Source organism: Montanilutibacter psychrotolerans (assembly GCF_003719825.1).
GTDB lineage: Bacteria > Pseudomonadota > Gammaproteobacteria > Xanthomonadales > Xanthomonadaceae > Montanilutibacter > Montanilutibacter psychrotolerans.
The window spans coordinates 108,992-123,335 of the sequence record NZ_RIBS01000003.1; the positions used below are offsets into that span (position 1 = coordinate 108,992).

A 14,344-nucleotide genomic window follows, 5' to 3' on the forward strand; every position below is an offset into this window, starting at 1 on the left:
GACTCCGGCTCAAGCCGGCAGCTTGAAGTCGGCGACCGAACGACGCAGGTCGGCGGCGAGCTGTGCCAGGTTTCCAATCGATGCGGCCGTCTGGCTCGCACCCTGCGAGGTCTGGGCCGTAATCGACTGGATCGTGTTCATCGTTTCGGTGATGTTGGATGCCGCGCTGGACTGCTGCTGCGCCGCGGTCGAAATGCCCTGAATGAGGCTGGACAGGTCCGACGACACCTTTTCGATCTCACCCAGCGCGGTACCCGCGTCCTCGGCCAGTCGTGCACCGGCGACCACTTCGGAGGTCGTCTGCTCCATCGAGCTGACGGCTTCGTTGGTATCGGACTGAATCGTCTGGACCAGCGATTCGATTCGCTTGGTCGCGTTGGACGAGCGTTCTGCCAGTCGCTGCACTTCGTCGGCCACCACTGCGAAGCCGCGGCCCGCCTCACCGGCCGATGCCGCCTGAATTGCCGCGTTCAGCGCCAGGATGTTGGTCTGTTCGGAGATGTCGTTGATCAGTTCAACGATCGAGCCGATTTCCTGCGAGCTTTCGCCCAGTCGCTTGATTCGCTTGGAGGTTTCCTGGATCTGGTCACGGATGTTGTCCATGCCCTGAATCGTCTGGCGCACCACGCCGGCACCCTTGGTCGCGATCTGCACCGAGCGCTGTGCCACGTCGGCCGACTCGGCGGAGTTCTTCGACACCTGGTTGATGCTGGCCGCGATTTCGCTGATGCGGTCGGACGCGGAGTTGATCTCGTGCGCCTGGTGCTGGGCGGCCTCGGCGAGCTGGGTCGCGGTGGCCTGCGTTTCCTGTGCGCTGGACGCCACCTGCACCGAGGTGTCGGTAATCGTCTGTACCAGGCTGCGCAGCTGTTCGACGGCGAAGTTGATCGAGTCGGCGATCGCGCCGGTCATGTCCTCGGTGACGGTCGCCTTTACGGTGAGGTCGCCCTCTGCGAGCGAACCCATTTCGTCCAGCAGGCGCATGATGGCCTCCTGGTTGCGGTCGTTGAGTTCCTTCGTGGTCGAGTAGCGCTGCTGCTGCGCGCGGTTGAGCGAGAACAGCAAACCGGCGATGGCGGCCAGTGCGGCGATACCCGACAGGATGCTGACGAGGATGTGGCCCACCGGGTTGGTGCTGCGCACCGAACCAAACGACGAGAACGAGTCGAACAGCGTCTTGCTGTCGCCCAGCAGCTTGCCCGCGCCCTGGGTGATCTGCAGCGCCGAAGCCTGCGCCTTGAACAGGTTCTGCGAGCTGGCGTTGATTGCGTCAACGTCCTTCTTCATCTCCGCCCACTGCGCCTCGGCCTGGCCAAGCGCGGCGATCGCGCCACCATTGCCCAGCGCGGTGATGCCGCCCGACGAGTCGCCCTTGCGCAGGCCGGCCAGCACGTTGCCGAACACCGATGCGTTGCGGCCGAGCGTTTCGCCCGCCGCCGCCGCGCCGGCGCCACCTGCCTGGATCTCGGTGATGCTTCGCGCCATCGCCGAGGACAGCACCACCTGGCGCAGCGCGATGTAGACCTGCGAGGACGGCGAGCCGCTGGAGGACATCGCGCGGACCAGTTCGTCCAGACGTGCCTGCAGCTGCGGGACGCGGTCGCTGAAGCTCTTGGCGTTGCCTGCCAGGCCGAGTGCTGCCGCTTCGCTGGCGATCACCTGATCGGCGCTCTTGGACAGCGGCGACCAGGTGTCGCTCACCGTCTTGATGGGACCGGAAACACCGATCTCGCTGCCGAAGTTGTTGATGAGGCCGTTGACGTGCTCGTCGATCTGCTCCTTGGTGGACTTGAACGCGGCGAACGCGTCCTTGTCACCGCCGACCGCTTCGCGCGACTGCACCGCGAGCTGCTGCGACAGCACCTGCAGATCCGATGCCGAGGAGCTGGCGCCGCCCAGGCGCGCGGCCTTGAATGTCGCGAAGCCGGTGTTCAGGCCGAAGATCAGCACCGAGACGCCCAGCACGATCAGCCACGTGTTGACGCCCAGGTTGCGAGCTTTGCCCGCGGCGGTATTCATCTGACTGCTCATGGTTCGACCTCGAGTGTGTTGCGCGTGCTGGTTGGCAGGTTGCAGGACGACTGCGGGTACGCAGGCCGTCAGGCCGCGGCTTGTCGGAATTCGGGCGTGCGTGCCAGCCGATCCAGGCTGAACACACCCCAGGGATGGTTGTCCAGGCGATACGCCCGGTCGATGAAGCTGGCGTAGCGGCCCTCGGCGAGGTGCTCGGCAGCCACCTGCTCCTCGTCGATCTGCTGCGGCGTGGTGAAGCTGCGCTGGCCGTACAGCTCGTCGATCAGCACCGCGACGTCACCGCCGGGCTGCCGCACCAGCAGGATGCGCTGGCTTTCGTGCAGCACGGTGCGTTCGCCTTCGAGGAACTGCTTGAGGTCGACGATCGGCAACAGGTTGCCGCGCACGTTGGCCAGACCCAGCATCCAGGGCTGTGCGCCCGGGACAGCGGTGACCGGCGGCAACGGCAGGATTTCGAGCACCTCGTCGAACGCCGACGCCAGCCGGCGCGCGCCGATGCGATAACCCACGCCGCGCCAGAGCCCCGGGGCATTGAGCTGCTCGGGGAGGCCAACGACGTGGGTGAGGCTGCGACGTTCGTAGTCGACCAGCACATCGAATGGGGTCATGCCCATCGCACGCTCCCGTTCAGGGGCCCAGAAGGGCGTTGATGCGCGCGATCAGTTCGTCCTCGCGCGGCGGCTTGACGATGTAGTCCTTTGCGCCCTGGCGCATGCCCCAGGCCTTGTCCGTGTCCATGCCCTTGGTGCTGATGATCAGCACCGGGATGGCCTTGGTGTCCGTGTCGCGCGACAGCGCGCGCGTGGCCTGGAACCCGTTCATGCCGGGCAGGACCACGTCCATCAGCACCAGATCGGGCTTCTCGCGGCGGCACACGTCGATGCCGTCCTCGGCGCTGGCGGACGCCAGCACGTCATGCCCGTTGCGTTCGAGCAACTGGGTCATGACCGCGACTTCGGTCGGTGAATCCTCGATCAGCAGAATGCGAGCCATTGAATGCCTTACCCCCCGGTCAGGCGTTGTTTACGTGTGTACGAATGGCGCCGAGGAGTTCCTCGCGCGTGAAAGGCTTGGTGAGATACTGCTCGGAACCGACGATGCGGCCGCGCGCCTTGTCGAACAGGCCGTCCTTCGACGACAGCATGATCACCGGGGTGCTCTTGAACACCTGGTTGTTCTTGATCAGTGCGCAGGTCTGGTAGCCATCCAGCCGCGGCATCATGATATCCACGAAGATGATCTGCGGATGCTGGTCGGCAATCTTCGCCAAAGCCTCGAAACCATCCGTGGCCGTGACCACTTCGCAACCTTCGCGCTTGAGCAGCGTCTCAGCGGTACGGCGGATCGTCTTGGAATCGTCGATCACCATGACCCGCAAACCATCGAGGCTGCCGTTGCGACCCTCGTCAACCATTTCCATTGTCCCCAGGAGCGAGCGTCGAGCCGGATTGTCGGCACATCGCGAGGATGCCTTTATTCCAAGCGGCGCGCATGCTGTCAAGCAGCATTTTTCGTCACTTATGTGCTGAATACGTGCACTGTGCGCCAAGCGCGGCACCGCTTGCCTGTTAACATCGCGCGTCCCTCAACCACCTGCGTGGCCATGCCGCTCGACATCATCGTCGTGATGGACCCGATCGGGTCGATCAAGATCGCCAAGGACACTACCTTCGCCATGCTGCTGGAGGCTCAGCGTCGTGGTCACCGCCTGCACTACGTGGCGCCCGGCGGGCTCGGCCTGCGCGACGGCCACGCCGAGGCGCGGGTGCACCCGTTGACCGTTCAGGAGAACCCAGGTCACTGGTTCGATCTGGGCGATGCGTCACAGTTGCGACTTGGCCCCGGCCAGGTGTTGCTGATGCGCAAGGACCCGCCGGTCGACTCGGAGTTCATCCACGACACCCAGATCCTTGGGTTCGCCCAGCAGGCCGGCGCGCTGGTCGTCAACGACCCACAGGGCCTGCGCGACTACAACGAGAAGCTGGCGGCACTGCTGTTTCCGCAATGCTGCCCGCCGACCCTGGTCAGTCGCGACAACGCCGCGCTCAAGGCCTTCGTGAACCTCCATGGCGAGGCGGTGCTGAAGCCGCTGGACGGCATGGGCGGGCGCTCGATCTTCCGCGCCCGCGCTGGAGAGCCCAATCTGAACGTGATCCTGGAGACGCTGACCAACGGCGGTCACGGCTTGGCCATGGCGCAGCGCTACATCCCCGAGATCACCTCCGGCGACAAGCGCATCCTGCTGGTGGACGGAGAGCCGATTGACTACTGCCTCGCGCGCATCCCGCAGGGTGACGAGTTCCGCGGCAACCTGGCCGCGGGTGGCCGCGGCGAAGGCCGCCCGCTCAGTGAACGCGACCGGTGGATCGCCGCCCAGGTCGGTCCCGAGATGAAGCGCCGCGGCATGCTGTTCGTCGGCCTGGACGTGATCGGCGACTACCTCACCGAGGTCAACGTGACCAGCCCGACCTGCGTGCGCGAGCTCGACGCCCAGTTCGGCCTCAACATCGCCGCGCGACTGTTCGACGCGATCGAAGCGCGGGCCGCCGTCGCGGCATGAACGCCACCGTGACACCCGGCATCGGCGAGAGCCAGCGCCTGAGCGCGACGATGGTGCTGTCGCTGCTGGTGCACGGGCTGCTGATCCTGGGCGTCGGTTTTGCCCTGGAGTCGGCCGCGCCGGTGGTGCCCACGCTCGACGTCATCCTCACCCAGACCAAGTCCGCGCTGAGCCCCAAGCAGGCCGAGTTCCTGGCCCAGGCCAGCAACCAGGGCGGCGGCGAGCACGACAAGAGCACCCGTCCGCGCGAACCCCAGTCCGGTCCGGCCGCGCAGGCCACCGACGGCATCGCGCCGCGCGAACTGCGCGCGCAATCGCCGGACCGGCAACCGCCGCCGCAGGCCCGCGTGGTCAGCAGCGCCAGTGGCCGGACCGTCACCAGCGCCGCCCAGGCCACCCCGCCGCCCAGCGACGTGCCCCTGCCGCGCGGACGCGAACGGGTCCAGCACGACATGGCGATGGCGCGCATGGCCGCCGAGATCCACCTGCGCTCCGAGCGCTACGCCAAGCGTCCGAGCCGCAAGTTCGTCTCCGCCAGCACCACCGAGTACGCCTGGGCGGGCTACCTGGCCGAATGGGTCAAGCGCGTCGAGCGCGTGGGCAACCTCAACTACCCCGACGAGGCGCGGCGCCGCCGGCTGGCCGGCGTGGTGGTGATCAACATCGGCATCAACCGAAACGGCACCATCGAGCGCGCCGACATCGTGCGTTCGAGCGGCATCCCGCTGCTGGATTCCTCGGCACTGCGGATCGCCCGGCTGGCCGAACCCTATCCGCCGCTGCCCCGGACCGACGAGAACCCGGACATCCTCAACGTGGTGCGCACCTGGCGCTTCCTGCCGGGCGGCGAGCTGATCGACGAGTAGTCTCGACTCGCGGCGGTATCGACGACGCACGACGCGCCCGTCGTCGCAACGCCGCGCTATCTCCCGCGCGAATCGCGCAGCGCCTGCTGCTCGACGATCGTCAGCGCGACGTTGTCGCGCAGGTAGGCGGGCTCGACGCGCTCGGGCGCGATGGCTTCGCCGCGTTGCCAGGCCAGTGCGGCCAGGCGGGCCACGTCGGCCGCGTGCGGCAGGGCGCCGGCGTCGATCGCGCTGAAGCGGTCCGCCAGCCGCGTCGCCAGGGCGCCATCGGCAGCGGCAAAACCGCTGCCGACGCCAAGCCAGCCGTTGTGCGCGTCCGGCAAGGCCGCGGCATCGGGCGCCAACAGGGCCTCGCGATCCAGCGCGATCGCATCGCCATCGCGCAGTTCGTAGGCGGCGGTGTAGAGCTCGCCCATGCGCGCATCGATTGCGGCGAACACGCGCTGGCCGGTACCCGGAGCGGTGCCGTGGGCCTGGGGCATCGCCGGCTGGGCCGCGCGCATCGCCAACGCCGCCAGGGTCGACACCGGCAACAGCGGGCGGTCGAGGGCCAGCGCGATGCCCTGCGCGATGGCGATTGCCAGACGCACGCCGGTGAACGCACCCGGCCCGCGGCCCAGCGCGATCGCATCGAGCTGCGATCGTGCGATGCCGGCCTGCGCAAGCAGTTCCCCGGCCCAGGGCAGCGACAGTTCCGCGTGCCGGCGCGGGGCGAGCTCGAAGCGCTCGCGCACCTCACCGTCGACCCAGACGGCCACGGAGCAGGCCTCGGTGGCGGTTTCGAATGCAAGCAGCTTCATGGGCGATCAGTCGGAAAGAGGAAAGAAAATGCGGTGAAACGGCCCGCCCCGGAACGCTCGCGGCGGTGGAGATCGCAGCGCCGCGCGTGCGGCGGTCAGGCCTCCGTGGACGACGACGAGAACGCCGACGCTTCGGACCGGGGCTGCCACAGCTCGATCAGATGGCCCTCCGGGTCCACCACGTAGCCGAACCGTCCCTGCTCGCTGTCTTCGCCGCGGTCGAGCACGTTGCAGCCTTCCGCGCGCAGCGCGGCCAGGGTGGCATCGAGATCATCCACGCGAAAGTTCAGCATGAAAGGCTTGGTGCTGGGCTCGAAGTAGCGCGTGTCGGCGCTGAATGGTGACCACACCGTGCAGGCGCGTTCGCCGGTGTCCACCCGGTTCCACGGAAGCACCGCACCGCCCCAGCCTTCCATCGGGATGCCCAGGTGATCGGCATACCACTGCGACAGCGCGGCCGGGTCGTCTGCCTTGAAGAAGACGCCGCCCAGTCCGTGCACACGGGGTTTGCTGTCGCTCATCGGAATTCCTCATCGGCCACGGCGCCAGGCAGCGCCGGCGGCAATGGTATCGGCTCGCCAGTGGCGGACGCGAAGAAGGCCTGCACGTCCTCGATCTGGCGCGTGCGCGGCAACGGCGGCAGCGAGTTCAGGAACACGCTTCCGTAGCTTTTGCTGAGCAGCCGCGGGTCGCACAGCATCAGCACGCCGCGATCGGTCTCGCTGCGGATCAGTCGCCCGGCGCCCTGCTTGAGCGCGATGACGGCCTGCGGCAACTGCTCGTCGCGGAACGGGTTGCCGCCGTGGCGACGGATCGCATCCAGGCGCGCCTCGAACACCGGGTCGTCGGGCGCGGCGAAGGGCAGCTTGTCGATGATCACCACGCTGAGCGCGTCGCCGGCGACGTCGACGCCTTCGCGAAAACTGGCGGCCCCCAGCAGCACGCCGTTGCCGGAAGCGCGGAAGCGCTCGAGCAGCACCGGACGCGGCGCCTCGCCCTGCACGAACAGCGGCCACGGCCCGCCGCGCAGCAGTTCGGCGGCCTCGCGCAGCGCCCGGTGCGAGGCGAACAGCACGAACGCGCGCCCGCCCGACGCCTCCAGGACCGGCCGCAGCGCCTCGACCACGCGCTGGTTGTAGTGGCCCACGAACGGGTCGGGCAGGCCGCGTGGCAGATAGCACAGCGCCTGGCTCTGCCAATCGAAGGGACTCGGTGCGAGCAGGGTCGGCGGCGAATTCTCCCGCCCCACCGACAGGCCGAGCTTGAACGCGAAGTGCTCGAAGCGACCGCCCACCGCCAGCGTCGCCGACGTGAACACCCACGCCGCCTGCGAGCGCGCGCGGTGCTTGGCCAGTGGCCCGGCGACATCGAGCGGGGTGCGGCTGAGCCGGAAGCCGCGCGCGGTGAGTTCGTACCAGAGCACGCTGTCGTCGTCTGCGCCGGCGCCGGCGACTTCGGTCGCCGCCGCATCACCCTGCCCGTCCGCGCCGTCGGCGTCGTCGGCTTCGTCCCCTGTCACCTCGCCAGCAGTCTCCCCGCCGACGCTGCCGTCCGCGGGGTCACCGAAGACCGGGTCATCCGCCTCGCCCACGTCCTCGGGAATCACCGCCACACCGCGCCAGCGCTGCAGACGGACTTCGAAATCGCGCGCACGCGCGGTACAGCTGTCGAAACCCGGGGCTGCCACGCGCAGCGGCAGCAGGGCGGCGTGCAACCCGCGCAGGGCCGCGATCAGGGCGTCCAGCGCCTCCTCGACCACGACGTCCTCGCTGGCACGCAGCCTGGTACCGCGGACCGGCAGCTCGTCCATGGCCGCGCGCAGGTCGCGCACTGCCTGTTCGAGAAGCCGCGCCGGCTCCTGCAGCACGGCCAGCGCGCCCGACGCGTTCTTGCATTCGGCCAGCGCGTCGCGCGCCAGCTCGACCAGGGGCCGCGCGCTGATCGCATCGCCGAAGAACTGCGCCGCAAGCTCGGGCAACTGGTGCGCTTCGTCGACCACGAAGGCCTGCGCGCCAGGCAGGATCTCGCCGAAGCCCTCCTCCTTGAGCGCCAGATCGGCCAGCAACAGGTGGTGGTTGACCACCACGATGTCCGCCGCCTGCGCACGCTGGCGCGCCTGGACCACGAAGCAGTCACCGAAGAACGGGCATTCGCTGCCCAGGCAGTTTTCCGCGGTGCTGGTCACCATCGACAGCAGCGGCGAATCGTCCGCCAGCGCCTCCAGCTCGGCCAGGTCGCCCAGGCGCGTGCGCCCGGACCAGGCCACCACGCGCTGGAACTGCGCGGCCATCTCCCGGCTGCCGAATCGCGCCTCGCCCTTGGCCTGCTGCAGCCGGTAGTGGCACAGGTAGTTGGCGCGGCCCTTCAGCAGCGCGGTCTTCAGGCCAGTGCCGAGCGCGTCGCGCACGCGCGGCAGGTCGCGGTGGTAGAGCTGGTCCTGCAGCGCGCGGGTGCCGGTGGAGATGATCGTCTTGAGACCCGACAGGAGCGCGGGCACGAGATAGGCGAAGGTCTTGCCGGTGCCGGTGCCGGCCTCGGCGAGCAGCACGCCGCGACTGTCGAACGCATCGGCGATCGCAGCGGCCAGGTCCTGCTGCGCGGCGCGCGGCGCGAACGCCGGGATCGCGTTCGCGAGGTCGCCGCCTTCGCTCAACGCGGCGCGGCTGGCGACGCCGAGCCGGCTGCCCACGGTCTGCGCGGGCATGTCAGTAACGCGGTGGGGCGTTGACGGTGCAGGCGTCGCGCTGTCGGCGCGCCTCGTCCAGGGCGACGCGCGCTCCGCCATCGACGGGCTGCGCGGACCGGTGGCGCGTGGCCATCGCCAGTTCGGCGTCGCGCCGGGCCTGGGCGATCTGCACCACGGTTTCCCAATGACGACGGCACAGCGGCCCGACGCGCGTGCCGATCTGCCAGGCGCGCCGCGCGGTGGTTTCCGCGCCCGCCAGGTCGCGCAGCAGCAGGGCCGCTTCCGCGCGCTCCTGCAGCAGCATCGGGTCATCGGGATGGAGGGCGATGGCCTGGTCGAGCAGTGCCGCGGCGCCGCCATGGTCACCGCGCTGCTGACGCTGCTGGGCCTGTTCGCGCAGGTCCTCGACTTCGGGATTGCGCAGCGGCTGCACGTCGAGCTCGGCGGTGTTGGCCGAGCCGGCGGCGCGGATCAGCACCACGGCCGCGGCGACGTCGAAATCGGCCACATCGGGCTGCGCCGGAAACATTGCACACGCGCCCAGCGCGGCGATGGTCGCCGCACCGGCGACGACCCGAAGCAGGCGCCGCGCGGACATTACTGGTCTTCCGCCGACGGCGGCGTACGACGCGCCGGATCGGCCTCCGGATCGGCATCGCGCTGATCGTCGTCGCGGCCAAAGCCGAACCACTCGCGCCAGCCACCGCCGGATCGGCCGGGGTCGCCGGCCACGCCTTCGCCTTCGCCATCAAGCATTTCGACCGGCTGCGGCGCGGGGCATGGCGTGTACGCGGGGGCGAATCCGGCCACGAACGCAAAGCGCCGTGCGCCCACGCAGCCGGCGTCGGTGGTGCCGGTGCCGACCGTCCATTGCCAGTCCAGGCCCTTGTCGCCAACGGTGAGCGGCGCGCTGGGCAGTCGGGAGAAGATCGCCGACCACACCCGCATCGCACCGGTGGCGCCATACAGGCCGGTGGTCTTGTTGTCGTCGTTACCGACCCAGATCACCGCGAGGTGGTCGCCGGTCCAGCCGGCGAACCAGCTGTCGCGACCGTCGTTGCTGGTGCCGGTCTTGCCGGCCGGGGACAGCCTGCCCAGGCCATCGGCAACCAGCTGTCGGCCGGTGCCCTGCGAGACCGCCTGCTGCAGCGCGATCGTGATCAGGCGCGCGGCGATCGCGTCGCCTTCCTGTGCCGGGGCCGGGTCCTTGTCGTAGCGGTTGACCGCGCGACCGTTGCCGTCCAGCACACCACGCACCGCGTGCAGGGGCTGGATCTCGCCGCCGGACGCGAGGAACTGGTACAGCTGCGCCATCGCGTACGGGCTCTGGTCGAGCGCGCCGAGGATCAGCGACGGACGCGCCTCGGTGTCGATGCCGGCGAGCGTGCGGATCAGGTCGGCGATGCGCTCGGGATCGACTTGCATGCCCACGCGCACCATCGCCTGGTTGTACGACTGGCTGAGCGCGTCGATCAGGCGCACGGAGCCGTGGCTGCGGCCGTCGGAATTGCCGGGGTTCCAGCGCTTGCCGCCGCCCAGCGTGACGGTGACCGGCGAATCGTCGACCCAGCTGGCCAGCGAGTACTTCTCCGGCTGCGCAAGCGCGAGCAGGTACACGAACGGCTTCAGCAGCGAACCCACCGGACGGCGCGCCTCGACGGCGCGATTGAAACCGTGCTCGGCAAATTCGCGGCTGCCGACCACCGCCAGCACCTCGCCGTTGTGCACGTCGGTGACCACCAGGCCGGCCTGCAGCGGCGGACGCCGCTTGCTCTCCAGTCCCTTGAGCGTGCGGGCGACCGCGCCCTCGGCGTTGGCCTGCGCGGACGGCGCCATGCCGCTCATCACGCTGAGACCGGCGCCGGCCAGCGCATCGGCCGGGTAATCGCGCGCCAACTGGCGGCGCACCAGGTCGACGTAGGCCGGGAAGCGGTTGGCCGTGGTGCTGCCGGGCGTCTTGCTGATCCCCAGCGGCGCCTTGGCCGCGCGGTCGTGTTCGGCCTGGTCGATCAGCTGGGTCTCCAGCATCTCGCCCAGCACGAAGTTGCGGCGCTCCAGCGCGCGCGCCTCGTGCTTGCGCGGATCGTAGTACGACGGCCCGCGCACGATGCCGATCAGCAACGCGATCTGTTCGGTGCTGAGGTCGCGCAGGTCGCGACCAAACCAGAACTCCGCGCCGGCCGACACGCCGTGGATGGCCTGCGAGCCGCGCTGGCCGAGATAGACCTGGTTGAAGTACGTCTCGAGGATGGTGCGCTTGTCGTAGCGCGCCTCGATCAGCATCGCGTACAGGATCTCCTTGCCCTTGCGGGTGAAGGTCTGCTCCTGGCCGATGCCGAGCAGGCCGCTGCGCGCGAGCTGCTGGGTCAGCGTGCTGGCGCCCTGCTTGGCGCGGCCTGCGCCCACATTCTTGATAGCCGCGCGCGCCATGCCGCTGATGTCGATGCCGAAATGGCTGCCGAAATCACGGTCCTCGACCGCCTGCAGGCCGGTGACCAGCAGTTCGGGCACTTCCTCGATGCGCACCAGGCGGCGTTCTTCCTGCTTCTGCCCGTACAAGGTGGCGATGCGCGCCGGGTCGAGCCGTGCGCTCTTGAGTGCGCGCTTGCCGCCGGCGGTGTCGCGCAGGCTGGCAACCCTGCCGCCCGACAGCACCACCTCGATGCGCCGCGGCGCGACGGCGCCGTCGACGTCGTTGAAGCCGCGGCTGGCGATCGTCCAGCGGCTGCCCTGACGGCTGTAGCCACCGGCACGGGTGGCATCGCCTTCCCGGTAGGCGGCCGCGTCGAGTTCGGTCTTCAGCGTGGCCGCGTCCAGCGCCAGACCCGGCGCCAGTTCCAGCGGACGGGCGTAGACCCGCGTGGGCAATTGCCAGCGCAGCTGCCCGAAACGCTCGCCCACCTCGTGATTGAGGTAGAGCGTGTACGGGATCAGGAATCCGAGCCCCAGGCCGGCCGCAGCCAGGGTCCAGGTGACCAGCCGTCGCCGCCACTGCGGTCGGGGGGTGTCGTCGGAGCTGTCGTCTTCGTCGTAATCGATTCGTGCCACGGCATGGGACAATGACAGGGCTGCGCCCTCGTGGCGCCGAGTCTAACGCAGCCGGACGGCCCCTCCCGTGCCGTTCCGGCGCCGGCACCGGGTTCCTTCAGCATGGCCATGATCCAACAGCGACCGCCGCGCGGCGCCTCCTCCACGAACCACCCCGCATGGCGGTGAACGCATGCGCCTGAACGCGGCCGAATTGCGTTTCCTGTTCGACCGCGCCACCGGGCTGCTGCACCGCGGAGTGGGCAGCCTGCGCACGCGCGGGCTCGGCCCCACCTGGCAACGGCTTTGCAAGCAGTTCGAGCGGGTTCCGCCGGCGCAGCGCACGATGCTGTACGTGCCGCAGGCGCGTGCGTTCGCGCCGTTCGCGCTGCCGACCAGCGACGCGCCGCGGGCCAGCATCGTGATCCCGGTGTTCAATCAGTTCGCCCACACGCTGGGCTGCCTGAGGGCGCTGGCCGAGCACCCGCCCGAGGTTGCCTTCGAGGTGATCGTGGTCGACGACGGCAGCAGCGACGACACGCGCGCCTGCCTGGAACAGGTCGCCGGCCTGCGCTATCACCGCCGCGCCGCCAACGGCGGATTCATCGCCGCCTGCAACGACGGCGCCGCGCTCGCCCGCGGCGACTACCTGGTGCTGCTCAACAACGACACCGCCCCCCAGCCGGGTTGGCTGGACACCTTGCTGGCGACGTTCGACGAACACCCCGGCACCGGACTCGTCGGCGCCCAATTGCTGTACCCGGACGGCCGCTTGCAGGAAGCCGGCGGCGTGGTGTGGCGGGACGGCTCGGCCGACAAACTCGGCCGTCTGCAATCGCCCGACCACCCTGCCTTCCGCCATGTGCGCCGCGTGGACTACTGCTCGGGCGCGGCGATCGCGCTGCCGCGTTCCCTGTTCGAGCGCGTCGGCGGCTTCGACACGCGCTACGCGCCGGCGTTCTACGAGGACACCGACCTGGCCATGCAGGTGCGCGCACAGGGCCTGCAGGTGCTGGTGCAGCCGTTCTCGCGCGTGCTCCACGTCGAAGGCGTGACCACCGGCACCGACACCCGGCACGGGGTCAAGGCGTGGCAAGTGCGCAACCAGCAGACGTTCGCGCAACGCTGGCAGGCCGAGTTGGCCACGCATCCCGAGCACGGCACCGCCCCCGTGGCGCTTGCCGACCACCGCCACCGACGCGTCGTGCTGGTCATCGACGCACTGACCCCGCAGCCGGATCGCGATTCGGGTTCGCTGCGCCTGGTCAATCTGATGCGCCTGCTGCGCGAGGAAGGCGCGCACGTGGTGTTCATCGCCGCCGACCGCGGCCACGTCGCCGGCCATACCGAAGCGCTGCAGCGAATGGGGGTCGAGACCTGGTATGCGCCGTACGCCACGGCGCTGCCGGCCTGGCTGCGCGAACACGGATCGCGATTCGACAGCGTCATCGGCTGCCGTCACTACGTGCTGCGCGAGCTGCTGCCGCTGCTGCGCCGGCATGCGCCGCAGGCACGCGTCGTGTTCGACACGGTCGATCTGCACTACCTGCGCGAACGCCGCGGCGCCGAACTCTCCGGCGACACCACGCAGATGCGCGTCGCCGAGCGGACCCGCGCGCTCGAACTGGATGTGATCGCGCGCAGCGATGCCACGCTGGTGGTCAGCGCGATCGAGCGCGAACTGCTCGCACGCGAGACGCCGCAGGCGCACGTGGACATCCTCTCCAACCTGCACCAGCCGGCCGGCCCGGGCCTGCCGTTCGCGCAACGGCACGACGTGGTGTTTGTCGGCGGATTCCGCCATCCGCCTAACGTCGACGCGGTGCGATGGTTCGTCGACGAGGCATGGCCGCGGGTGCTGCAGGGCGAGCCTGCGCTGCGCTTCCATTGCATCGGCGCCGACGCGCCGGCGGAGATCCTGGCGCTGGGCGAGCGTCCCGGCGTCATCGTCCACGGCCACGTCCCCGATCTCGCGCCGTACATGGAAGGCGTACGCCTGGCCGTTGCGCCGCTGCGCTACGGCGCCGGCGTCAAGGGCAAGGTCAACCTCAGCATGGCGCACGGGCAACCGGTGATCGCCACGCGCTGCGCGGTCGAGGGCATGCACCTGGTGGACGGCGAGGACGTGCTGGTGGCCGACGATCCGCAGGAATTCGCCGATGCGCTGCTGCACGCGTACCGCAACGAAACCCTATGGCAGCGGTTGGCCGATCGCGGCCGCACCAACGTCGAACGGCACTTCTCGCTGGACGCCGGGCGCGAGGTGGTACGGCGCGTGGTGCTGGGTGGCGCCGACGCCGCGCCGTGAGCGTGCAGGTGATTAGCGCGTAACCGCGAAGCGCTCGCGCCCAGGTCACGCTAGGCGGGTTGG

The 14,344-nt window shown here is 69.5% G+C and carries 11 protein-coding genes and 1 pseudogene; 3 read left to right on the top strand and 9 right to left on the bottom strand.

Annotated elements, in window-relative coordinates:
• Positions 1–9: 9 nt before the first annotated feature.
• The 4 genes from EER27_RS07300 to pilG all read right to left on the bottom strand — a co-directional run bounded on the left by EER27_RS07300 (position 10) and on the right by pilG (position 3,448).
• Entirely contained in the window at positions 10–2,019 is a 2,010-nt protein-coding gene (locus EER27_RS07300; RefSeq protein WP_123087770.1) for a methyl-accepting chemotaxis protein, read from the bottom strand.
• 80 nt (positions 2,020–2,099) lie between these two features.
• The gene (locus tag EER27_RS07305) at positions 2,100–2,648 is read right to left on the bottom strand and encodes a chemotaxis protein CheW (protein ID WP_123087384.1); all 549 of its coding nucleotides are present in this window, start codon (positions 2,646–2,648) and stop codon (positions 2,100–2,102) included.
• Positions 2,649–2,661: 13 nt separating this feature from the next.
• A complete protein-coding gene (locus EER27_RS07310) occupies positions 2,662–3,027 on the bottom strand; it encodes a response regulator (protein ID WP_123087385.1) in 366 nt (121 codons plus the stop codon).
• Positions 3,028–3,046: 19 nt separating this feature from the next.
• Complete coding sequence (pilG, locus tag EER27_RS07315; protein ID WP_123087772.1) at positions 3,047–3,448, bottom strand: twitching motility response regulator PilG; 402 nt, start codon at positions 3,446–3,448, stop codon at positions 3,047–3,049.
• A 189-nt stretch (positions 3,449–3,637) separates the two neighbouring features.
• Between pilG and gshB the strand changes: the two genes are divergently transcribed.
• Together gshB and EER27_RS07325 are read left to right on the top strand one after the other, a co-directional pair.
• Complete coding sequence (gshB, locus tag EER27_RS07320) at positions 3,638–4,594, top strand: glutathione synthase (protein WP_123087386.1); 957 nt, start codon at positions 3,638–3,640, stop codon at positions 4,592–4,594.
• Positions 4,591–5,460, top strand: coding sequence for an energy transducer TonB (locus EER27_RS07325; RefSeq protein ID WP_123087387.1), 870 nt, complete (start codon positions 4,591–4,593; stop codon positions 5,458–5,460). Before gshB ends, EER27_RS07325 begins: the two co-directional genes overlap by 4 nt.
• 56 nt (positions 5,461–5,516) lie before the next feature.
• On the opposite strand, the gene tsaB is transcribed toward EER27_RS07325, so the two are convergent.
• From tsaB to mrcB, 5 genes and pseudogenes are all read right to left on the bottom strand, one after another.
• Entirely contained in the window at positions 5,517–6,260 is a 744-nt protein-coding gene (tsaB, locus tag EER27_RS07330; RefSeq protein ID WP_123087388.1) for a tRNA (adenosine(37)-N6)-threonylcarbamoyltransferase complex dimerization subunit type 1 TsaB, read from the bottom strand.
• Positions 6,261–6,355: 95 nt separating this feature from the next.
• The gene (locus EER27_RS07335; protein ID WP_123087389.1) at positions 6,356–6,781 is read right to left on the bottom strand and encodes a VOC family protein; all 426 of its coding nucleotides are present in this window, start codon (positions 6,779–6,781) and stop codon (positions 6,356–6,358) included.
• A 56-nt stretch (positions 6,782–6,837) separates the two neighbouring features.
• Positions 6,838–8,964 (bottom strand): annotated as a pseudogene (yoaA, locus tag EER27_RS17650) (DNA repair helicase YoaA); the annotation flags it as partial.
• A gap of 1 nt (position 8,965) precedes the next feature.
• Positions 8,966–9,544, bottom strand: a complete 579-nt coding sequence (locus tag EER27_RS07345; RefSeq protein ID WP_123087390.1) for a hypothetical protein — start codon at positions 9,542–9,544, stop codon at positions 8,966–8,968.
• The gene (gene mrcB, locus EER27_RS07350) at positions 9,544–11,994 is read right to left on the bottom strand and encodes a penicillin-binding protein 1B (protein WP_123087391.1); all 2,451 of its coding nucleotides are present in this window, start codon (positions 11,992–11,994) and stop codon (positions 9,544–9,546) included. The genes EER27_RS07345 and mrcB overlap by 1 nt, the downstream gene beginning before the upstream one ends.
• Positions 11,995–12,166: 172 nt before the next feature.
• Between mrcB and EER27_RS07355 the strand changes: the two genes are divergently transcribed.
• Positions 12,167–14,281, top strand: a complete 2,115-nt coding sequence (locus EER27_RS07355) for a glycosyltransferase (protein WP_123087392.1) — start codon at positions 12,167–12,169, stop codon at positions 14,279–14,281.
• The last annotated feature ends 63 nt before the right edge of the window (positions 14,282–14,344 follow it).

Coding starts and splice junctions, on each gene's coding strand:
- EER27_RS07325 (WP_123087387.1), top strand. CDS start 4,591: ATGAACGCCACCGTGACACCCGGCATCGGCGAGAGCCAGCGCCTGAGC.
- gshB (WP_123087386.1), top strand. CDS start 3,638: ATGCCGCTCGACATCATCGTCGTGATGGACCCGATCGGGTCGATCAAG.
- EER27_RS07310 (WP_123087385.1), bottom strand. CDS start 3,027: ATGGCTCGCATTCTGCTGATCGAGGATTCACCGACCGAAGTCGCGGTC.
- EER27_RS07300 (WP_123087770.1), bottom strand. CDS start 2,019: ATGAATACCGCCGCGGGCAAAGCTCGCAACCTGGGCGTCAACACGTGG.
- EER27_RS07305 (WP_123087384.1), bottom strand. CDS start 2,648: ATGGGCATGACCCCATTCGATGTGCTGGTCGACTACGAACGTCGCAGC.
- EER27_RS07355 (WP_123087392.1), top strand. CDS start 12,167: ATGCGCCTGAACGCGGCCGAATTGCGTTTCCTGTTCGACCGCGCCACC.
- tsaB (WP_123087388.1), bottom strand. CDS start 6,260: ATGAAGCTGCTTGCATTCGAAACCGCCACCGAGGCCTGCTCCGTGGCC.
- pilG (WP_123087772.1), bottom strand. CDS start 3,448: ATGGTTGACGAGGGTCGCAACGGCAGCCTCGATGGTTTGCGGGTCATG.
- EER27_RS07335 (WP_123087389.1), bottom strand. CDS start 6,781: ATGAGCGACAGCAAACCCCGTGTGCACGGACTGGGCGGCGTCTTCTTC.
- EER27_RS07345 (WP_123087390.1), bottom strand. CDS start 9,544: ATGTCCGCGCGGCGCCTGCTTCGGGTCGTCGCCGGTGCGGCGACCATC.